Annotated in this window: 20 protein-coding genes; 7 read left to right on the top strand and 13 right to left on the bottom strand. The window is 59.8% G+C overall.

Annotated elements, in window-relative coordinates; all coding sequences use genetic code 11:
• Positions 1-50: 50 nt before the first annotated feature.
• Together ACJ8J5_RS04855 and ACJ8J5_RS04850 are read right to left on the bottom strand one after the other, a co-directional pair.
• On the bottom strand, positions 51-1,361 hold the full coding sequence (locus ACJ8J5_RS04855) for an MFS transporter (protein WP_060447740.1): 1,311 nt from the start codon (positions 1,359-1,361) through the stop codon (positions 51-53).
• Between the two features lie 30 nt (positions 1,362-1,391).
• Positions 1,392-2,555, bottom strand: a complete 1,164-nt coding sequence (locus ACJ8J5_RS04850) for a M20 aminoacylase family protein (protein WP_197790931.1) — start codon at positions 2,553-2,555, stop codon at positions 1,392-1,394.
• 385 nt (positions 2,556-2,940) lie between these two features.
• Between ACJ8J5_RS04850 and ACJ8J5_RS04845 the strand changes: the two genes are divergently transcribed.
• Positions 2,941-5,007: a carbon starvation CstA family protein gene (locus ACJ8J5_RS04845; protein WP_025303016.1), complete on the top strand. Its 2,067-nt coding sequence runs from the start codon at positions 2,941-2,943 to the stop codon at positions 5,005-5,007.
• Between the two features lie 48 nt (positions 5,008-5,055).
• Here the strand turns inward: ACJ8J5_RS04845 and fsa are convergent, their stop codons facing one another.
• Positions 5,056-5,721 (bottom strand): fructose-6-phosphate aldolase, encoded by a 666-nt coding sequence (gene fsa, locus ACJ8J5_RS04840; RefSeq protein ID WP_049205488.1) that lies wholly within the window; start codon positions 5,719-5,721, stop codon positions 5,056-5,058.
• A gap of 149 nt (positions 5,722-5,870) precedes the next feature.
• Between fsa and ACJ8J5_RS04835 the strand changes: the two genes are divergently transcribed.
• From ACJ8J5_RS04835 to osmB, 4 genes are all read left to right on the top strand, one after another.
• Entirely contained in the window at positions 5,871-6,770 is a 900-nt protein-coding gene (locus ACJ8J5_RS04835) for a glycyl-radical enzyme activating protein (RefSeq protein ID WP_414104451.1), read from the top strand.
• Positions 6,771-6,774: 4 nt separating this feature from the next.
• A complete protein-coding gene (locus ACJ8J5_RS04830) occupies positions 6,775-9,207 on the top strand; it encodes a formate C-acetyltransferase/glycerol dehydratase family glycyl radical enzyme (protein ID WP_414104450.1) in 2,433 nt (810 codons plus the stop codon).
• Positions 9,208-9,257: 50 nt separating this feature from the next.
• On the top strand, positions 9,258-10,004 hold the full coding sequence (locus tag ACJ8J5_RS04825; RefSeq protein WP_004930631.1) for a DeoR/GlpR family DNA-binding transcription regulator: 747 nt from the start codon (positions 9,258-9,260) through the stop codon (positions 10,002-10,004).
• A 280-nt stretch (positions 10,005-10,284) separates the two neighbouring features.
• The gene (gene osmB / locus ACJ8J5_RS04820; RefSeq protein WP_004945176.1) at positions 10,285-10,503 is read left to right on the top strand and encodes an osmotically-inducible lipoprotein OsmB; all 219 of its coding nucleotides are present in this window, start codon (positions 10,285-10,287) and stop codon (positions 10,501-10,503) included.
• Between the two features lie 190 nt (positions 10,504-10,693).
• Here the strand turns inward: osmB and yciH are convergent, their stop codons facing one another.
• Both yciH and pyrF read right to left on the bottom strand, forming a co-directional pair.
• A complete protein-coding gene (gene yciH / locus ACJ8J5_RS04815) occupies positions 10,694-11,020 on the bottom strand; it encodes a stress response translation initiation inhibitor YciH (protein ID WP_025303019.1) in 327 nt (108 codons plus the stop codon).
• Between the two features lie 10 nt (positions 11,021-11,030).
• Positions 11,031-11,759 (bottom strand): orotidine-5'-phosphate decarboxylase, encoded by a 729-nt coding sequence (gene pyrF, locus ACJ8J5_RS04810; protein WP_414104449.1) that lies wholly within the window; start codon positions 11,757-11,759, stop codon positions 11,031-11,033.
• 329 nt (positions 11,760-12,088) lie between these two features.
• On the opposite strand from pyrF, the gene bhsA reads away from it, so the two are divergent.
• Together bhsA and ACJ8J5_RS04800 are read left to right on the top strand one after the other, a co-directional pair.
• Positions 12,089-12,349, top strand: coding sequence for a multiple stress resistance protein BhsA (gene bhsA, locus ACJ8J5_RS04805; protein WP_025303021.1), 261 nt, complete (start codon positions 12,089-12,091; stop codon positions 12,347-12,349).
• A 171-nt stretch (positions 12,350-12,520) separates the two neighbouring features.
• Positions 12,521-12,820: an Arc family DNA-binding protein gene (locus ACJ8J5_RS04800; protein WP_025303022.1), complete on the top strand. Its 300-nt coding sequence runs from the start codon at positions 12,521-12,523 to the stop codon at positions 12,818-12,820.
• 61 nt (positions 12,821-12,881) lie between these two features.
• Here ACJ8J5_RS04800 and lapB read toward each other — a convergent pair whose 3' ends face one another.
• The 8 genes from lapB to ACJ8J5_RS04760 form a co-directional block, all read right to left on the bottom strand.
• Positions 12,882-14,054 (bottom strand): lipopolysaccharide assembly protein LapB, encoded by a 1,173-nt coding sequence (lapB, locus tag ACJ8J5_RS04795; protein ID WP_025303023.1) that lies wholly within the window; start codon positions 14,052-14,054, stop codon positions 12,882-12,884.
• A 6-nt stretch (positions 14,055-14,060) separates the two neighbouring features.
• Entirely contained in the window at positions 14,061-14,363 is a 303-nt protein-coding gene (locus tag ACJ8J5_RS04790; RefSeq protein ID WP_025303024.1) for a LapA family protein, read from the bottom strand.
• A 292-nt stretch (positions 14,364-14,655) separates the two neighbouring features.
• Positions 14,656-15,453 (bottom strand): SDR family oxidoreductase, encoded by a 798-nt coding sequence (locus ACJ8J5_RS04785; RefSeq protein ID WP_060433167.1) that lies wholly within the window; start codon positions 15,451-15,453, stop codon positions 14,656-14,658.
• Positions 15,450-16,973: an FGGY family carbohydrate kinase gene (locus ACJ8J5_RS04780; protein WP_060433168.1), complete on the bottom strand. Its 1,524-nt coding sequence runs from the start codon at positions 16,971-16,973 to the stop codon at positions 15,450-15,452. The genes ACJ8J5_RS04785 and ACJ8J5_RS04780 overlap by 4 nt, the downstream gene beginning before the upstream one ends.
• On the bottom strand, positions 16,966-18,030 hold the full coding sequence (locus ACJ8J5_RS04775) for an ABC transporter permease (RefSeq protein WP_414104448.1): 1,065 nt from the start codon (positions 18,028-18,030) through the stop codon (positions 16,966-16,968). Before ACJ8J5_RS04775 ends, ACJ8J5_RS04780 begins: the two co-directional genes overlap by 8 nt.
• A 10-nt stretch (positions 18,031-18,040) precedes the next feature.
• Entirely contained in the window at positions 18,041-19,540 is a 1,500-nt protein-coding gene (locus ACJ8J5_RS04770; RefSeq protein WP_197780423.1) for a sugar ABC transporter ATP-binding protein, read from the bottom strand.
• 9 nt (positions 19,541-19,549) lie between these two features.
• The gene (locus ACJ8J5_RS04765) at positions 19,550-20,167 is read right to left on the bottom strand and encodes a DUF2291 family protein (RefSeq protein WP_060447745.1); all 618 of its coding nucleotides are present in this window, start codon (positions 20,165-20,167) and stop codon (positions 19,550-19,552) included.
• A 64-nt stretch (positions 20,168-20,231) separates the two neighbouring features.
• Positions 20,232-21,164, bottom strand: coding sequence for a D-ribose ABC transporter substrate-binding protein (locus tag ACJ8J5_RS04760; RefSeq protein WP_025303030.1), 933 nt, complete (start codon positions 21,162-21,164; stop codon positions 20,232-20,234).
• Positions 21,165-21,178 lie beyond the last annotated feature (14 nt).

Genomic DNA, 21,178 nt, shown 5'->3' with positions numbered 1-21,178 from the left:
GGTCGCAACGCAAAGCGCCGACGGTGAAAACCGCCGGCGTTTTTTTTCGGCTAGCGCAGCGGCTCTCCGCCGGTTTCACGCAGCAATGGCAGCACCGCCAGCGAAGCCAGCGTAGCCACCATCAGATAGACGGCGGGCGCCAGCAGCGAACCGCTCAGCGCGATCGACTGCGAAGCGATGTACTGGGCGAAGCCGCCGAAGATCGCCACCCCGAGGCTGTAGACCAACGCAAACCCCAGCGCACGAATGCGCTGCGGGAACAGCTCCGAAATCATCAACATGGTCGGCACCGAACCGAGCGTGGTCAACCCGACCAGCACCGCGACGATCAGCAGCAGCACCGCAGGATGCGGCACCGCGCTCAGCCACCAAAACGCCGGCAGGGCCACGATCAGAATCGCGATCCGCGACCCGCGGATCAGCGGCAGACGGCCGTAACGATCGCACCAGTGCCCGACCAGCAGACTGCCGCCGAAGGTGATGAGCCCCGCCAATAGCATCGCGGCATAACCGTAGGCCTGCGCCATTCCCAGGTATTTCACCGCGTAGGTGCCGAGATAATACATCGAGATGTAAGTGGCGACGGTGGCGCCGATGGTCAGCATCACACCGAGCACTACCGCCCGCGAGTGCTGGCGCAGCTGAGCAGGCGGCTCGTGAGCCCGCGCCACCGACGGCCGATCGCTTTCCAGCCCGAGACGCAGCCAGCAACCGAGCGGCGCCAGCGCCACGCCGATAAAGAATGGAATGCGCCATCCCCACTCGGCCATGGCGTTCGGTTCGCCGGAAAGCACCGGCAAGGCCGCACTGAGCGCCAGCGCGGTGACGCCGCCAACCACGGTGGCGATGCCCTGCGTCGCCAGTGACCAGCTGGAATAGAAACCGCGCCGATGGGGCGGCGCCGACTCCACCAGCAACGACATCGACGCCCCCACCTCGCCGCCCGCCGCTACGCCCTGGATCAGACGCGCGGCCACCAGCGTGGCGGTTCCCCAATAGCCGGCGCTGGCGTAGGTCGGCGCAAAGCCGATCATCGCCGTGCCCAGGCTCATCAAGGAAATCGTCAGGATCATCGCCGGCTTGCGGCCACAGCGATCGGCATAGGCGCCAATCAGAATGCCGCCCAGCGGCCGCATGAAAAAGCTGACGCCGAACGTGGCAAACGCCAACAGCAACGCCAGATGCGGATCGCTAGACGGGGGAAAAAACAATACGCTGATATAAATAACGAAGAAGTTATAAATACCGAAATCGAAAAACTCCAGCGCATTACCGAAGGAGGCGGCGAATATGACCTTTTTGCCACCGACCTTCGGGGCCGATATTATTTCCGTTTGGGTTTCAGCCGTATTTTCACTCATCATTATCTTCCCTGTTATTATTTTTCGCGTTTATTTTAAATACGCTTCCGCCAACGCTCCCCAATACTGGCTGCCGGCTGCCAGACAGCCGTCATTGAAGTCATATCCCGGGTTATGCACCATGCAGCTGCCTTCGCCATCGCCGTTGCCAACGATCAGGTAGCAGCCCTGCGGATGTGCATCGAGCATGAAGGCGAAATCTTCGCTGCCCATCAGCGGCCGGGCACCGTAGTGCGCGCGGGCGGCGCCGAACTGCTGCTCCGCCACACGGTGGGCAAAGCGGGTCATCGCTTCGTCGTTGACCAACACCGGCGTACCGTTAACGTGCTCCACCACCGCGTGGGCACCGAAGCTTGCCGCCTGCGCCTCGATCAGCGCCGGAATGCGCGCCAGCAGGATTGCGCGCGCCTGACGATCCAGAGAGCGTACGCTGAGCTTCATTTCCGCGCTGTCCGGGATCACGTTGGCCGCCTCACCGGCCTTGATGCTGCCGACGGTGATCACGGCCGCCTCCAGCGGATCGATATTACGCGAAACGATGCTCTGTAGGGCGACAGTGATATGCGAAGCCACCAGCACCGGATCGACCGCCAGCTGCGGGATGGCGCCGTGGCCGCCACGCCCCTGCACCCGCACGTTGAACTGATCCATCGAGGCCATAAACGGACCGTGTTGGAAGAAGAACTCGCCGAGCGGCATCCCCGGCATGTTGTGCATGGCGAAGATGGCGTCGCAGGGGAAGCGCTCGAACAGCCCCTGTTCCACCATGCGCGCGCCGCCGTTCAGCATCTCTTCCGCCGGTTGGAAAATCAGGTGCAGCGTGCCGTTGAAGTTGCGCGTTTGCGCCAGATAGCGGGCGGCACCGAGCAACATAGTGGTGTGACCATCATGGCCGCAGGCGTGCATGCGGTTGGCCACGCTGCTGCTCCAGGGCTTGCCGTTGTTCTCTTCGATCGGCAGAGCGTCCATATCGGCACGCAATCCGAGGCGTTTAACGCCGTCGCCCACCCGCAACGTACCCACCACGCCGGTGCCCGCCAATCCGCGGTGCACCTCATAGCCCCACGAACTCAGATAATCCGCCACCAGATCGCTGGTGCGAAACTCTTCGAAACCCAATTCAGGGTGCTGATGAATATCGTGCCGAATGGCCGTGAGCTGCGGTAAATACCCTTCGATGATTTTATTTATCATAATTAAATTCCTTTCGTAGCTTTATTATTTATTTGATGAATGATTAAGCCTGCGGGTGAAAATAAAGGTATAACACGGCATGAATAATTTTATTTCGGCACGCCTCGACAGATAAAATAATAATCCGCCAGACACCGTGCCCAGATAAAAAACGACGATAATTCGCTGTGCGCGCCGTGAAAATGCAGAATGAATAACTGCTCAGGATGGTGTGGGCGACAGCCTGCGCCAACGCGGTTTCATCACGTTGTTTTTACACTAAAACCCCACCTGCTTCACATTTCTCATCCGACCTGCCGCGGTTCGGCGGCAAAACTTCTACTGTTAAAACGTCATTCCTAATAACAACGTTGATTTTTACCTCTGCACGCCAAGGAGTTGTTTCATGAAAAACATCAGGTCCGGATTTATCTGGCTGCTGGTGGCGTTGGTCGGCGCCTTCGCTTTCGCCATGCTGGCGCTCAGCCGTGGCGAGCACGTCAACGCCGTCTGGCTGGTGGTCGCCGCCGTCGCCTGCTACAGCATCGCCTACCGCTTCTACAGCCGGTTCATTGCCGACAAGGTCTTTGAACTGGATGACCGTCGTCTGACCCCGGCAGAACGTCACAACGACGGCCTGGACTACGTGCCCACCAACAAATGGGTGCTGTTCGGCCACCACTTCGCCGCCATCGCCGGTGCCGGGCCGCTGGTGGGGCCGATCCTGGCCGCGCAGATGGGCTTCCTGCCGGGAACCATCTGGATCCTGGTCGGCGTCATGCTGGCCGGCGCGGTGCAGGATTTCCTGGTGCTGTTCATCTCCACACGCCGCGACGGCCGTTCGCTGGGGGAAATGGCCAAGCAAGAGCTGGGCGCGTTCGCCGGGGTGATCACCATGCTCGGCGCACTGGGGGTGATGATCATCATCCTGTCGGCGCTGGCGCTGGTGGTGGTAAAAGCGTTGGCCGACAGCCCGTGGGGGCTGTTCACCATCGCCGCCACCATCCCGATCGCCCTGTTCATGGGCATCTACATGCGCTTTATCCGGCCGGGCAAAATCGCTGAAATTTCGGTGATTGGCTTCGTGCTGATGCTGCTGGCGATCGTTTACGGCGGCAACGTGGCGCAAGATCCCTATTGGGGGCCGTTCTTCACGCTGCACGGCACCACCCTGACCTGGGTGCTGGTGATCTACGGCTTCGTCGCCTCGGTGCTGCCGGTGTGGCTGCTGCTGGCGCCGCGCGATTACCTTTCCACCTTTATGAAAATCGGCGTCATCATCGGCCTGGCTATCGGCATCGTCTTCGCCATGCCGGAGATGAAAATGCCGGCGGTCTCGCGCTTCATCGACGGCAGCGGCCCGGTGTTCGCCGGCGCCCTGTTCCCGTTCCTGTTCATCACCATCGCCTGCGGCGCCATTTCCGGCTTCCACGCGCTGGTCTCCAGCGGCACCACGCCCAAGCTGGTGGAACGCGAAAGCCACATTCGCTTTATTGGCTACGGTGCCATGCTGATGGAGTCTTTCGTCGCCATCATGGCGCTGATCTGTGCCTCGGTGCTGGATCCGGGCGTTTACTTCGCCATGAACTCGCCGGCGGCACTGATCGGCACCACGGTGGAAAATGCTTCGCAGGTGATCAACAGCTGGGGCTTTATCGTCACGCCGGAAACGCTGGCGCTGATCGCCAAAGAGGTGGGCGAGAACTCCATCCTGTCGCGCGCCGGCGGCGCCCCGACCTTCGCCGTGGGCATGGCGCACATCATCAGCGAGGTGTTCAACAGCCGGGCGATGATGGCCTTCTGGTACCACTTCGCCATTCTGTTCGAAGCGCTGTTCATCCTGACCGCCGTCGACGCCGGTACCCGCGCCTGTCGCTTTATGGTGCAGGATTTGGTGGGCGTGGCGGTACCGCAGTTGGCCAACAACCGCTCCTGGTTCGGCAACCTGGCGGGCACCACGGTGGCGGTGGCCGGCTGGGGTTTCTTCGTGTATCAGGGCGTGGTCGATCCGCTCGGCGGCATCAATACCCTGTGGCCGCTGTTCGGTATCGGCAACCAGATGCTGGCGTCGATGGCGCTAATCCTCGGCACCGTGGTGCTGTTCAAGATGAAAAAACAGCGCTACGCTTGGGTCACCATTTTACCGACCGCCTGGCTGTTCGTGACCTCCATGACCGCCGGCTGGCAGAAGATCTTCCACGAAAAACCGAGCATCGGCTTCCTGGCGCAGGCGAAGAAGTTCTCCACCGGCATCGAGCAAGGCACGATCATTGCGCCGGCCAAGTCTTTGAAAGACATGGAAACCATCGTGTTCAGCAACCAGATCAACGCCGCGCTGTGCGGGTTCTTTATGCTGGTGGCGGTAACCATGCTGATTGCCGCCTTCTTCGCGATCCGCCGGGCGCTGCGTTCCGAACAGCCGACGACGCACGAGGTCGGCGCCGCGCTGCGAGAGGAGACCGGCCGCGGCTAAGCGAACCGAGCATCAAGCAAGGGCGCCGCGGCGCCCTTTTTACTGGCTTTAGCCTAACAGCGTTGAGCCGAACGCCCCCTGCCAATCCTGCTCGAACTTCTCGACCGCGGCCTGCACCGCCGGCGCACTGAGGAACTGCTCCGCCACATCCACCGGCAGCGTGATGGCCTGGCAGCCCGCCAGCAGGCATTCCAGCGCCTGGCGCGGCGTTTTGAAGCTGGCGGCCAGCACCTGCGCCGACGGCGCGTGCAGGCTCAGCAGCTGCTGCAGCTCGTGCACCATTTCAATACCGTCGCCGCCCTGCGCGTCAACCCGATTGACGTAAGGCGCCACATATTCCGCCCCGGCCAAGGCGGCCAACAGCCCCTGCCCGGCACCGTACACCGCGGTGCCCAGCGTCGGGATGGACATCGTTTTAAGCTTCTTGATCGCCGCCAATCCCTCCGCGGTTGCCGGGATCTTCACCACCAGCCCCGGTACCCGCTGGCTGAGCAGCGACGCCTCCGCCACCATGCGCTCCGCATCGGCCGCCATCACCTGCGCGAATAGCTTGCCGGTGCCGCCAAGGGCGTCGCGCAGCGCGGGCAGCACTTCCCAGATCGGCTTGCCTTCCTTCGCCACGATGCTCGGGTTGGTGGTGACGCCGTGCAGCGGCAGAATGCGCGCCAGGCGTTTTACCGCGGTCACATCGGCGGTATCGAGATAAAGCTCCATCACGGACTCCTGTGTCATGTTCTGTGGGCGGATTCAAACTCTGATCATCATAGGGCAAAAACCCCGTCAACTTTTGATCAAAATCAATTCAACTTTCATTCGAAAGATCTTTAATGGCGAAAGATTCAGCAACACCAAACGGGTGATTCATGTTCTTCAATCTGCAGCGCTACTCGACCCATGATGGCCCCGGCATCCGCAGCGTGGTCTTTTTAAAAGGGTGCCCGCTGAGCTGCCGCTGGTGTCAGAACCCGGAAAGCCGCTCGCGCCACGCGGATCTGCTGTTTGACGAGCGCCTGTGTCTGAGCGGCTGTACGCTGTGCACCGAGCGCTGCCCACAAGACCTGCTACGTGACGAGGGCGCACTGACGCTGCGGCGCGACGTCATCAGCGCAGACGACTACGCGGCGCTGGCCGCCGCCTGCCCAACCGGCGCGCTCAGCCTGTGCGGCAGCGTGGTCAACCCCGACGATATCATGGCCGAGGTGATGCGGGATAAGCCTTTCTACCTGCGCAGCGGCGGCGGTTTAACGCTGTCCGGCGGCGAACCCTTTATGCAGCCGGAGGTCGCGGCGGAGCTGCTGCGGCGCGGTCGCGAAGCCGGCATCCACACCGCCGTCGAATCCTGTCTGCACGTGCCGTGGCATTACATCGCCCCTTCGTTGCCCTGGCTGGATCTGCTGTTGGCCGATCTCAAACACACCGATGAAGCGCGTTTCAAAACCTGGACCGGCGGCTCGGCCCGCCGGGTGATGAACAATTTTCGCCGGCTGGCGGCGCACGGCGTGCCAATGACCGTGCGCGTACCGCTGATCCCCGATTTCAATGCCGATCGCCACTCTGTCCGCGCGATTGTCGACTTCGCCGCCGACGAGATCGGCGTATCGGAGATCCACTTTCTGCCGTACCACACGCTGGGCATCAACAAGTATCACCTGCTCGGCGAACCCTACCGCGCCGCCCGCACACCGCTGGACGCGCCCGATCTGCTGGCCTTCGCCGAAACGTACGCCGGCGCCAAAGGCCTGACCGCCATTTTGCGAGGATAACGCCATGACCACATTGGATTTGACCACCCTCAGCGCCCGTATTCAGGCGCATAAGAACGCGCTGATCCACATCGTCAAACCGCCGGTGTGCACCGAACGCGCGCAGCACTATACCGAGGCCTATCAGCAGCATCAGGATCGGCCGCTGCCGGTGCGCCGTGCGCTGGCGCTGGCCAACCACCTGGCGAAGCGCAGCATCTGGATCGCCAACGACGAGCTGATCGTCGGCAACCAGGCCAGCGAGCTGCGCGCCGCGCCGATCTTCCCCGAATACACCGTCGGCTGGATAGAAAACGAGATAGACCAGTTGGCAGACCGGCCGGGTGCCGGCTTCTCGGTCAGCGAAGAGAATAAGGCGATTTTGCACCGTCTGTGCCCATGGTGGCGCGGCCAAACGGTGCAGGATCGCTGCTACGGCATGTTCACCGACGAACAAAAGGCGCTGCTGGCCACCGGCATCATCAAGGCCGAGGGCAACATGACCTCTGGCGACGCCCATCTGGCGGTCAACTTCCCGCTGCTACTGGAACATGGCCTCGACGGCCTGCGCGAAAAAGTGAACGCGCGCCGCAGCCGCCTGCGCCTGACCGAGTGGGAAGATCTGCACAAAGCGCAGTTTCTCAACGCTATCGATATCGTGCTGACGGCGCTGAGTGAGCACATCCTACGCTTCGCACGCCTGGCGCGCGATATGGCGCAACGCGAAACCCGCGACTGGCGTCGCACCGAGCTGCTGGCTATCGCAGACAACTGCGACCTGATCGCCCATCGCCCGCCGCAAACCTTCTGGCAGGCGCTGCAACTGTGCTACTTCATCCAGCTGACGTTGCAGATCGAATCCAACGGCCATTCGGTTTCCTTCGGTCGCCTCGACCAATATCTTTATCCCTGGTATCGGCGCGACGTGGAGCTGGAGCAAAACCTGGCGCGGGAAGACGCCATCGAGCTGCTGCACAGCTGCTGGCTGAAGCTGCTGGAGATCAACAAGATCCGCTCCGGCTCGCACTCCAAGGCCTCCGCCGGCAGCCCGCTGTACCAAAACGTCACCATCGGCGGGCAAAAACGGGTCGATGGGCGGCCGTGTGACGCGGTCAATCCGCTGTCCTACGCCATTCTCGAATCCTGCGGCCGCCTGCGTTCCACCCAGCCCAACCTCAGCGTGCGTTACCACGCCGGGATGAGCGCCGATTTCCTCGACGCCTGCGTACAGGTGATCCGCTGCGGCTTCGGCATGCCGGCATTCAATAACGACGAAATCGTCATTCCCGAGTTCATCAAGCTGGGGGTCGAGCCGCAGGACGCTTACGACTACGCCGCCATCGGCTGTATCGAGACCGCCGTCGGCGGCAAATGGGGTTATCGCTGCACCGGCATGAGCTTCATCAACTTCGCCCGCGTGCTGCTGGCGGCGCTGGAACAAGGCCGCGACGCCACCTCCGGGCAGATCTTCCTGCCGCAAGAACAGGCGCTGTCCAAAGGAAACTTCGCCGATTTCGAACAGGTCTTAACCGCCTGGGATCGGCAAATTCGCTACTACACGCGCAAGTCGATCGAGATCGAGTGCGTGGTGGACAGCGTGCTGGAGGAGAACGCCCACGATATCCTCTGCTCCGCGCTGGTGGATGACTGCATTGAACGCGGCAAAAGCATCAAGCAAGGCGGCGCCAAATACGACTGGGTTTCCGGCCTGCAGGTCGGCATCGCCAACCTGGGCAACAGCCTGGCGGCGGTGCGCAAACTGGTGTTCGACCAAGGGGCAATCGGCCAGCAGCAGCTGGCGGCCGCGCTGGCCGAAGACTTCGCCGGACTGAATGGCGAACAGCTGCGTCAGCGGCTGCTCAACGCCGCGCCCAAATACGGCAACGATGTGGACGAGGTCGATCGGCTGCTGGTGCGCGCCTACCAAACCTACATCGAAGAACTGAAACAGTACCGCAACACCCGCTTCGGCCGCGGGCCGATCGGCGGCGGCTACTACGCCGGCACCTCGTCGATTTCGGCCAACGTGCCCTTCGGCGCCGCCACCCTGGCCACGCCGGATGGGCGCAAGGCGCACCAGCCTCTGGCGGAAGGCGCCAGCCCGGCGTCCGGCACCGACCACCTGGGGCCAACGGCGGTGTTCAATTCGCTCGCCAAGTTGCCAACCGAGGCGATCCTTGGCGGCGTGCTGCTCAATCAGAAGCTGAATCCGGCGACGCTGGACAACCCGCGCGATCGGGAAAAGCTGATGCTGATGTTGCGCACCTTCTTCGAGAGCTATCGCGGTTGGCATGTGCAGTACAACATCGTGTCGCGCGAAACGCTGCTGGCGGCGAAGCAACACCCTGACCAATATCGTGATTTAGTGGTTCGCGTAGCTGGCTATTCCGCTTTCTTTACCGCATTATCCCCTGAGGCGCAGGATGATATTATTGCGCGCACAGAACATACTCTTTAAACCTTTGACTCTTAGCGGCCGCGCCTTGGCGGCCGCATCATCAGGCCGATATGAATTTACGACAACAGACCATATTGCAGTTGGTTAACGATCGCCGGCGGATCAGCGTCAATGAGCTGGCGCGGGCCTCGGGCGTATCGGAAGTCACCATCCGGCAGGATCTCAACCTGCTGGAAAAACGCAGTTATTTGAAGCGCGTACACGGTTCCGCCGTGGCGTTGGAAAGCGACGACGTCGACGCTCGCATGATGTCCAATTTCACCCTCAAACAACGATTGGCACAGTACGCCGCGGCGCAGGTCAACGACGGTGAGACGATCTTCATCGAGAGCGGCAGCGCCAACGCCCTGCTGGCGCGCTACATCGCCGAACGCAAGCGTATTACGCTGATCACCGTCAGCCACTATATCGCCAACCTGCTGAAAGAAACCGACTGCGACGTGATTGTCCTCGGCGGCATGTATCAGAAGAAAAGCGAGACCGTGGTCGGCCCGCTCACACGGCTGTGCATCCAGCAGGTGCATTTCAACAAGGCGTTTATCGGCATTGACGGCTTTCAGGCCGAAACCGGCTTTACCGGCCGCGACATGATGCGCGCCGACGTGGTCAGCGCGGTGCTGGCCAAGGGCGTGGAGAATATCGTGCTGACGGACTCCAGCAAATTCGGCCAGATCCAACCCAACCCGCTGGCGCAGCCGGGGCAAATCAGCCGAGTGATCACCGATTCACGCCTGGCGCTGGAGTATCAGCATCAGCTGAAACGCCAGGGCGTACAGGTGGAGCTGGTCAACGAATAACGCGGGCCGCCACCGCACCTCTCGCGTCGCGCGGGCCACGCCGCGCGCCGTTTCCCTTGTACAACGGGATTTTAAGACTATTTACCTGTTTATCCTTTCAGAGAAACCTATACTCAGTTTCGGTCACTTTTGGGCCGTAACCTGCTAATTATTCGGCCGTTAACAAAAAGTGCCATTTTTTATATCGATACTGTACGGGAATCAACAGCAGGCCTGATTTATGGTTAGCGCCTATACTTAGAGGGCACTTCCATATAGCCAATGCTAAGGAGAAGTCATTATGATGATTATCAATAAACGTTTCGCCACCGCCGCTCTGGCTCTGACTCTGGCGTTTTCACTGAGCGCCTGTTCCAACATGTCCAAACGCGATCGCAACACCGCTATCGGCGCCGGCGCCGGTGCAGTCGGCGGCGCAGTGCTGACAGACGGCAGCGCGTTGGGCACGCTGGGTGGGGCTGCGGTAGGGGGCATCATCGGTCACCAGGTTGGCAAATAACCTTTCCGATGTTCCTCTGCCGACAGGCGGGCAAAAGCGCCGAGGCGCTTTGACGTATTAACCAGAATAACGATGATTTCAGGTCTGCTTTACTTTAAGTCTATGGTTCTTTCGCCGTTAACGGGCTAACTCCCGGCAGCAACAGCCTCAAGCCATGCCGCAGCATTGCACTGCGGCATGGCGATTCGCCTCAACCGCCCGCCAGTTTGACCTTCATGCCTTTGGCTTCCAGTAGCTGTTTGAGCAGATCGCGTTTATCGCCCTGGATCTCGATGATCCCGTCTTTCACCGAACCGCCGCAGCCGCATTTCTTTTTCAGTTCGGCCGCCAGTTTGTCGAGCGCAGCGTCATCCAGATCGACGCCGGTAATCAGGCACACGCCCTTCCCCTTGCGGCCGCTAGTCTGACGCTGGATGCGCACGATGCCGTCGCCCTTGGCGCGTTGCGGTTTAACGTCTTCCTGCTTGATGCGGCCGGTGTCCGTGGAATACACCAGGCGGCTGTTATCGTCATTCATCGGCGGTTCCTCAGGCCAAAGAGGCGCGGATCGCGCGCAGCGTCGCGGCCGGATCCGCAGATTGGGTGATCGGACGCCCAATCACCATGTAGTCCACGCCAGCGGCCTGCGCCTGCACTGGCGTCATAATGCGGCGCTGATCGCCCGCCGCGCTGCCTTCAGGGCGGATCCCCGGCGTCACCAGCTGGAAAGCCTGCCCGCAGGCGGCCTTCAGGCGCTGCGCTTCATGAGCCGAACACACCACGCCGTCCAGCCCGCAGTCGCGGGTCAGGCGCGCCAGGCGCTCGGCGTGTTCCGCCGGGCTGGCTTCGATACCAATGCCGCGCAGGTCTTCCGCTTCCATACTGGTGAGCACCGTCACGGCGATCAGCAGCGGCGCATCCGCCCCGAATGACGTCAGCGCTTCTTTAGCGGCGGTCATCATGCGCGCGCCGCCGCTGGCGTGGACGTTGACCATCCAAACGCCCAGCTCGGCCGCCGCCGCGACCGCATGCGCGGTGGTATTGGGAATATCGTGGAATTTCAGGTCAAGAAATACGTCGAAGCCACGCCCGTGCAGATCGCGCACCAGCTGCGGCCCGAACAGCGTGAACATTTCTTTGCCCACTTTCAGCCGGCAGTCTTGCGGATCGATACGGTCGGCGAACGCCAGCGCGGCATTCTTATCGGCGTAATCTAACGCCACAACGATTGGAGATGATTTTAAGTCATTGTTATTAGCGTTATTTTTAGACTTCATTTCTTCTACCTTCTGTAAAATAGACATAATCAGGGACTCACCCGCGAAACTGACCGCCGCATTCTACATGCCGGGGGCCAGAAATCCCAGCCGCAGCGCGCACCGGCGCTCTGTCATGTTACCTCTCACCTTTGTCATGGCGCGTCAACGAAAGCGCGCCAGCGATAAACCACGCAGCGTAAAACGCCGTAAAGATGCGTAAATTATCAATCAAATATTTTGAATAAATTACTCAGCATTATCAGATTTTCAATCGGCCAAGATGCTTTATTATTCACCACATCGGAAGCGAATGGCTTCCTTCCTAAATAAACAGACTGGAGTCACCTATGAAAACCATCAAATATTTTGCAGCCGCTGCCGCTATCGCACTGACCTCTTTCGCCACTTTCGCCGCTGAGCCGATCAGCAGCCAGCAGGCCGATAGCCTGACCGCCACCGGCGTCGTTTCCGCAGGTCATGCGACCACCCTCAGCAGCCTGGAGAAAAAACTGGCCGCTAAAGCGGATGCCCAGGGCGCCAGCAGCTACCGCATCATCTCCGCCGGTGGTAACAACATGCTGAGCGGCACCGCGGTCATCTACAAATAATGTTTCCGTACAGGGCCCGCTCGCTCGGGCCCTGCCTCTGTTTCCCGCCTGAAAAAACCGCATCTTGCTCGCCTTACACTGTTACAAAAATATTAAATTTTTATTACACACTAGACACCCGATCGCCAGTGGCTTAGCTTGAAGGCATCTTCCTGCAGAAAGGCTTTCAAAATGAGCGAGATATCGACACTTACCATTAAAATTCCTCTGGCACTGAAGGAAAAAATCCGCGCCGCCGCCGCTGAAAACGAGTTTTCATTGAGCGTGGAAGTGTGCCAGCGCCTGGAAAGCAGCTTCAGCGCCCCCGCCGCCAAGGCAGAAAAACCGACCAAAAAGGCGGATGAGCTGCACCACGGCGAGATCGACAATCAAAGCACCGAAGAAGAGATTGAACAGCCGCTGAGCCAGAAAGAGCTGAAGAAACTGCGTCAGCTGTTGAAAACCGGCGCCAAAGGCGGCAAGAAAAAGTAAGCGATGAACGTAGAAAAACGGGGCGATGAATCGCCCCGTTTTATTTTGTCGCGCCGCCGCGTTATTGTCCGTCCAGACCGCGGATCGGTTTGACCGATGACCAGGCGCGGCACGACGGACAATGCCAATAGAGCGAGTGTGCGGTAAATCCGCACTTGTGGCAGCGGTAACGCGGCTTGGTGCGAATTTGCTCGCCGACCATATCGCGCAACAACAGCAGACTCTCTTTCGCACGGCCGTCTTCGGCGTCCGCCAGGTGATAATCCATCAACCGATAAAACACCCGCATAGTAGGATGACGCTGTAGCTGACGGTTGATATAGACCTGCACCACGTCGCGCCCTTCGTGCTGCTCGATGATCTCGGCCAACATCAGATCGGCGGTAGCGCCGGTGTTTTCTTCTACGCAGCGCTTAAGGAATTCAGCCCAGTTGTGCTGTTGTTCCGGCAGATGCGTGTAGCATTCCTGCAGCATCGGCAGCGTTTCGCTGACCAATTCTTTGTCCTGGCTCAGTACGCGCTGCAGCGACTCTGCCGCTTTGGCGTAGTCGTTTTGCGCCATGTAGATGCGCCCGAACATGATGGATACTCGTGCACACTGTTTATCGGCCGCGTCCGCACGCTTAAGTAAGCTCATCGCCCGATCGAGATCGTCACTGCCCATCGCCTGCAATGCCAGCTCACAGTAGAAATGCGCAATCTCGACGCGCTGTTTCTCTTTGCCCAGCTTGACCAGCTTTTCCGCCACGTCGATGGCTTTCTGCCAATCGCTGGTGGCCTGATGGATCACCAGCAACTGCTGCAGCGCCGATACGCGGAAATCCGCTTCGTCAGTCAACTGGCTGAACATGTCTTCCGCGCGATCGTACAGCCCGGCCGCCATATAGTCGCGGCCCAGCTGCTGTACCGCCAGCAGGCGCTGTTCGAAGGTCAGGGAAGCGCTTTCCATCAAAGCCTGATGGATGCGGATGGCGCGGTCGACTTCACCGCGCGAACGGAACAGGTTACCCAGCGTCAGGTGGGCTTCAACGGTGTTGCTGTCCTCTTTCAACATGTCGAGGAACAGATCGACCGCCTTGTCCTGCTGGTTGGAAAGCAGAAAGTTCACCCCTGCCACGTATTCGCGCGACAGGCGGTTGGCTTCTTGCTGTTTATCCTGCTGAGCGCTTCTGCGCCCCATGTACCAACCGTACGCGGCAGCCACGGGCAGCAACAGAAACAGCAGTTCTAACATAGAGGGTTATTCCTTGCTGACAACGGCCTGAGCCGCCGGTTCAGCGGGCTGCTCAAGCTGCAGCTCCAGCCTTTTGATCTTGCGCTCGGCGCGGCCCAGCGCAATGCGCGTGCGCAGGTAGAACAGGCCGCAAATGATCCAACCGAGAACGAAGCCGGCGCCAAACAGCGTGGCCAACAGGGTCGATACGCGATAATCGCCCTGCGCAACCAGATAGTTAAAATTGACCACCTGATCGTTATGCGCACCCAAAGTGACGGAAATCACGAAGATCACCAGAACCAACAAAAAAATCAGCAAATATTTCACATTCTTTCCCGCGATGCCGAGTGAATCGGATGAACGATGCCAAAACGTGGCGTCCCTAACCCTTAAGTTAGCATTTCCCGCTGCGGCAGGGAAACCCTGCGGCACGATAAAACCACATATCTGCTGGCATATTCGGCAGTAAACGGCTTTAGCGAACAAATTGATGAGAAAGCTTCTCAAAACGTCGAATTTATAAGGATATGGGGGCAACCGTGTGGATTGCAATGGCGGGAAAATGTAAGCGATTGATGCGGCGCCGATCCGACGCCGCGCTTTTTGTGACATCGTCACGTTAAGACATGATTAACCCGCCATCCACATTGATGGTTTGGCCGGTGATATAATCGGCATCATCTGAGGCAAGGAAGGCCACGAGACCCGCCACATCTTCGGGTTGCCCGGCACGCTTGAGCGGAATACCCGCCACCCACTCGGCCATCAACTCCCCTTTGCCGTAAGTTTTTTCCGGGCCGCTGAGAATTTCTCCCCAAACGCGGTCGTTATATTCCCACATCTCGCTTTCAATGATGCCGGGGCAGAATGCATTGACGGTGATGCCATGTGGCGCCAGCTCAAGCGCTAAACTCTGCGTAATGCCGATCACCCCCATTTTGCTGGCGGCGTAATGCGGTGTGTAAATAAACCCGTTACGCCCCTGGCCGGAAGAGGTGTTGATCAGGCGCCCCTTGCGCTGGCCGACCATATATTTAGCCGCCTCCCGGCAACAGAGCCAGACCGCCGTAGTATTTACCGCCAACACTTTCTCAAAATCGCTTTTGGGCATCTGGTCAAAACGATCGATAGTGATCACCCCGGCGTTCTGAATAGAAACGTCGATCGCGCCAAATCGCTCCCAGACCTGACGATAAAAATCAACTACCTGTGCTTCATCGGTAACGTCGAGGATGACCGGCAGCACCGCCACCCGATAACGCTGGCGCAGCGTTTCCGCCGCGGTCAGAATGCGCTCCGCATTCGATGCGATCGCCAGATTGGCACCCAAACTGGCGAAATGCTCGGCGATACCGGCGCCAATGCCGCGGCATGCGCCGGTAATCACCACGGTTTTCCCCGTGAAGTCACGATTCATGATTGTTCTCCTGTTATCAATGAGGCCGTCTGCGGCCGCCACAAGGTGCGCTGTACCGCCTGCCGCCACGCGCTGTAGTTTTCCTGCAGCTGGTGGTGGCGCTGCATATCGGGTTTAAACTCATCATGTTGAGGCAACAGTGCCGCCAGTTGCCGATCGGTAGCGCCCCACAGGCTGCGCATCGCCATCAACGCCGCCCCCAGGGCCGACAGTTCCGCCGTGTTGCTGCGCCACACCGGGCAACCCAGCAGATCGGCCTGAAACTGCATCAGCCAGTCATTGCGGCTGGGGCCGCCATCGGCCATCAGCCCCTGCAGCGCAAAACCCGGTTGTTGCCGCAGTACGCCGATCACATCGGCGATTTGATAAGCCACCGATTCAAAAGCGGCCCGCACCAAATGTTCTCGCCGCGTGCCGCGGCTGAGCCCGCAAACCACGCCGCGCGCCTGCTCATCCCACCAGGGTGCGCCGGCACCGGTCAGCGCAGGTACAAAATAGACGCCACCGCTGTCGGGCACGCGAACAGGCAGTTCACTCAACGGCGCTTCGTCCTCCGACGGCATGGCGGCGATATCCAGCATCCAGGCGATAGCGTCGCCGGTGTGGGGAATATTGCCCTCCAGTGCGTACTGCATGCGTCCACCGTCATGCCAAGCGATGGTCGTTGCCAGAGCGCTCGTATCGCATTGCGCGTCGGCGATTGGCGCCATCACCGATGATCCGGTGCCATAGGTGGCTTTGACCTGCCCAGCCTGACCCAGCGCATGGCCATAAAGCGCCGCATGCGAATCCCCTACCATCGCAGCAATTGGAATGCCGTCGGCAATGCCGTCCAATCCCAACGTCGTACCGAACAGATGGCTGGAGGGATGGATCGTCGGCAGCGCCTGACGGGGAATATTGAACAGCGCCAGCATCTGCTCGTCCCAATCGCCGGAAACAAGGTTCAGCAGCTGAGTGCGAGCGGCGTTGGAGATATCGCAACCGAATGCCTGTCCTCCGCTCAACTGCCACAGCAGCCAGGCATCGATGGTGCCCAGGCACAGCTCGCCGTTCTCCGCCAGCCGTTGTCCCTCTTCGCAGTGATCGAGCAACCAGCGCATTTTCGACGCCGAGAACAACGGTGAAAGCGGCAAACCGGTGGCGCGACGCACTGCTTCCTCCTGCCGATCGCACCGCAGCCGTTCGCAGAAATCGGCGGAACGCGCGCATTGCCAAGTTAAGGCTGGCCCAATAGGCTGGCCGTTGGAACGCCGCCAGCCGATGGCGGTTTCACGCTGGTTGCTGATGGCGATACCGGCAATGCGGGATGATCCGGCCAACGCAATAGCCTCCCGCAACACCGCCAAAGAGGCCGCCAGCAAGGTCTCACCCCGTTGCTCCACCCAACCGGGCTGCGGCGTCTGCAACGTCAGTGGCCTGCTGGCTCTGGCGACGATCGTACCCTGCGCATCCACCACCACGGCCTTGGCGTTGCTGGTGCCCTCGTCCAACGCGACAATGCAATCCGCTTTAGCCATGGCTCACCTCAGCCAGCGGCTGCACCGCTTTTTTTTCCTGGCGCTGCATCAAAATGACCTTGCTCTGCAAACGCTGCTGGAACTGGTCAATCACCACGGCGGTGACGATCACCAGCCCTTTAATCACCATTTGCCAGAATTCGCTGACGCCCATCATCACCAAGCCGTCCGCCAGAAAAACGATCACAAAGGCGCCGATGATCGAACCGAATACCCTGCCGCGACCACCGCTGAGCGCCGTACCGCCCAGCACCGTCGCGCCGATGGCGTCCATCTCGAACATATTGCCGGTCATCGGGTGCGCGGTTTGCAATTGTGAAGCGATGACCAGCCCCACCAGCGCCGCACACAGCCCGGAAAACGCATAGACGAACATTTTCACTTTGACGATCGGCACCCCCGACAGCCGCGCCGCCGGCTCATTGCCGCCAATGGCATAGATATAACGGCCCAGCGGCGTTTTCTTAGTGAGATAGATCCCCAACAACACGATGGCCAACATCAGCCAAATCGGGTTGTAAATTCCCAGGAAGGTACCAGACCCCAGGGCAGCGAAACCGGTGTTGCCCAGCGCTTCCATGCCCACCAGATTGGGATAGGTTTTGCCGTCCGCCGTCAGCAACGCCGCCCCACGCGCCACGTACATCGCCCCCAGGGTGCAGATGAATGGCGCAACGCCGAACCGCGTGATCAGCGTGCCGTTGATCAAACCCAACAACACGCCCAACAGCGCCACCGCGCCGATCACTTCAAAAACGTTGAGAAACAGCCGATTGCCCTCCCACAGCGGGATACCGACGGTCAATAGCGCACCGGCAATCATCCCGCACAAGCCCGCCACCGCGCCGACCGACAAGTCGATGCCGCCGGTGAGGATCACCAGCGTCATGCCAACCGCCAGCAACCCGGTAATCGCCACGTGCTGCGTCATGATCAGCAGATTGGAGACGGTCAGAAAATTCGGCACCATGCTGCTGAAGAACAGCACCACCAGCAACAGGGCGATGAAGGTGCGCGCCTGCAGCAAATACATATACAACCGATACTTGGTTTGCATTGCCTTATCCTTATGCATGAGGGGTTGAGGCGCGGATCAGCGTTTCGCGATCGGCCCGTTCACGCGGCAGATCGGCCGTCAGCTGCCCGTCCGCCATCACCATCACCCGGTCGGCCAGTGAGACCACCTCATCCAGCTCCGACGAAGAGAACATCACCGCCAGCCCCTGGCGCGCCATCGCACCAATCAGGTGGTAAACGTCCGTTTTGGCACCGACGTCAATTCCGCGCGTCGGCTCATCAAGAAACACCACCTGCGGCCCGGTCAGCAGCGCCTTGCCCAACACCACTTTCTGCTGATTGCCGCCGCTCAGGCTAGTAATTGGCAGCTCCCGGTCACTGACCTTGATCGCCAGTTTTTCGATCATGCCATCGACCAACGCACACTCCCCGGCCGACGCCAACGGCCGTAGCGCATTACGTCCCAGGCTGGCCAGGGTCATGTTGGCCTTGATCGACATCATCTGCACCAACCCCTCCGCCTGCCTGTCTTCCGGCACCAGCGCCATGCCCAACGCCATGCGTTGACGGAATCCCAGCCGCTCCACGCTTTTGCCATTGAGCAAAATGCGACCTGCCGTCTGACGCATCACGCCGTTGAGCACTTTGAACAGTTCGGTACGGCCGGCTCCCAACAGGCCATAAATGCCGATCACTTCCCCTTTGCGCAGTGAAAAACTGACGTCGTTAAGGCAATAGCCGCCGTTTTCACGCGGCAGCGTCAGCTGTTCGACCTTCAGCACTTCATCCCCTTGTTCTGCCGCGCAATAATCAAAGTGCTTGCTCTTTTCCCCCACCATCTTTTCGATGATCCACGGAATGCTGACGTTACTGACCGGTTCGGCGGCAACAAAACGCCCATCGCGAAATACCGTGATGCGATCGCCAATTTCCATCAGCTCTTCCAGTCGGTGAGAAATGTAGATGATGGTGACGCCGCGTTTTTTCAGATCGGCGATCACCCGAAACAGCGTGCGCACTTCGGCCTGACTCAGCGCCGACGTCGGCTCATCCATGATCAGCACCCGGGTGTCCTTCGCCAGGGCACGGGCAATTTCAACCAGCTGCTGATGACCGATACCGAGGCTGCCCAACGGCGTATGCGGATCGATATCCAACTCCAGCCGCTGCAGCAAGGATTTGGCCAGCTGATACTGATAGTCCACATTGATACGGCCGCGCTGGAAGAACTCGTTGGCCATAAAAATGTTGTCCATGACCGACATGTTGGGGAACAGGTTCAGCTCCTGAAAAATAATGCTGATCCCGAGCCGCTCCGCCTGCTGCGTGGAGGTTAACGTCACCGCTTTCCCCTCCAGCTCGATAGTGCCGGAGGACGGGGTTTCCACCCCCGCCAGCAGCTTCATCATGGTCGACTTGCCGGCGCCATTCTCGCCGATCAGCACGTTGACCTGGTTGCGAAACACTTGATAACACACGCTATCCAACGCGGTGACGCCCGGATAGAGACGCGAAACGTTGCGCGTTTGAATAATGATCGGATCGCTCATCACGCCCCCTTAAGGTTGAATGCGCACCGGCGTGATCAACAGCGGCTCGGCAGGTGCCTGCCAGCTGCTGAATACGCCATACACGGTAATGTGGTCACCCACCTTGGGCTGGGATCCGGCCAGTTCGTCGATCGAAGCCTGGTTAATCGCCCTGGCAAAATCGCCGAACAGCGCTTGGTCATTGAAATCGCTGTAGCTCAGGCCGCGATAGCTGTCGCGTAACGCCGTACCGCGGTAGACCGGCCCGATCTGCACCTCCACGCTGCTGAGCGGCGCATCGGTCAGTGCGAGCGTTAATTTTCCGCTGCGCGAGCGGGTGTTGACCGCCGCAACTTCACCGCTGACCTTAACGTTGAAGTAACAAGGAAACTCCGGTTGAGCACGGTACCCCAGCAGGCCGCAAGCGCTGTCAAAATCCTTGGCCTGGGCGATCCGGGCGATCAGCTCGCCCAGCGGCTGCGCCGTTTTGACCACTTGCGGGGCGATTTTGCTGCGGTAAATCTCCGCTGCCTGCGCCACATGTGGATTCACCGGGGAGCGAAGCTCCGCCAGCTTTTTCTCCGAGACGATACGGCAACCGCTCAACGCCAGGACGACGATGAGGGTCAACGCAATGCGCATCGACATAACAACACCTCCGATCGCACCCCGCCGCCAGGACGGGGTGGTGAAAGACGCCGCTCAGCGCGGGTTACGGTTTGAAGTTGAAGTCACTGACCCGTTGCGCATTGTCTTTGCCGATCAGGATGCCGCGGAACATCACGCGTTCCTTGCCGGTATAGCTGCCGGATTGGAAATAGCCGTCGAGGATTTCAACGCCCTGAGCAGCGATAGCCTGCGCCTGCAACATCACGCTGGCGTAAAGGTTGCCGTTGAGAATGGCGTCACGTTCATCGTTGCTGCCGTCGATGCCCACCACGGTGACATCCTGCCGGCCAGCGGCTTTCAGCGCCGCCACTGCGCCCAGCGCCACCGGTCCGTTGCCGCAGATCACACCTTTGATGTCCGGATGCGCCTGCAAAATGCTGTCCATGATGCGTTTCCCCTCCAGCAGATTACCCTTGGCATCCTGACGCGCCACGCTGACCATCTCAGGATATTGGTCGATCACGTTGTGGAACGACTGCGAACGCGTAACGCAGTTATTGTCCGCCAGGTTGCAGGTCAGCTCGGCGTATTTGCCGGTTTCCCCCATTTTTTCCACAAACTGGTTGGCGACGTCCGAGCCGGCCTGGAAGTTGTTATGGGTGATCTGCGCCAACGCCACGCCATCGACCGGGATCTCGCGGTTGATCAGCACCACCGGAATGCCGGCGTTTTTAGCCTGCTGTACGGCGGCGACGCTGGCCTGGGAATCGGCGTTATCCAAAATGATGCCCTGAACCTTACGGCCGATAACCAGGCTGATGAGCTCTCCCTGGCGCTTAACGTCTTCGCCGTGCGACAGCACCAGCGTCTGATAGCCGAGAGACTTGGCTTTGGCCTCGGCCCCCTTGGCTTCCGCGGAGTAATAAGGGTTGTCCAATGAGTTGACGAGGATGGCGATCGTGCCCTTTTCCGCCGCCATGGCAGAGGTGAAGGCAAAACCGGTGAGCAGGGTGAGGTAAGTGGCTATTTTTCTCATGATGGTGTTCTCTT

It is taken from the genome of Serratia sp. CY43202 (genome assembly GCF_052168755.1).
In the GTDB taxonomy this organism is placed as follows: domain Bacteria; phylum Pseudomonadota; class Gammaproteobacteria; order Enterobacterales; family Enterobacteriaceae; genus Serratia; species Serratia bockelmannii.
This window is presented reverse-complemented; position numbering and strand designations above follow the sequence as displayed.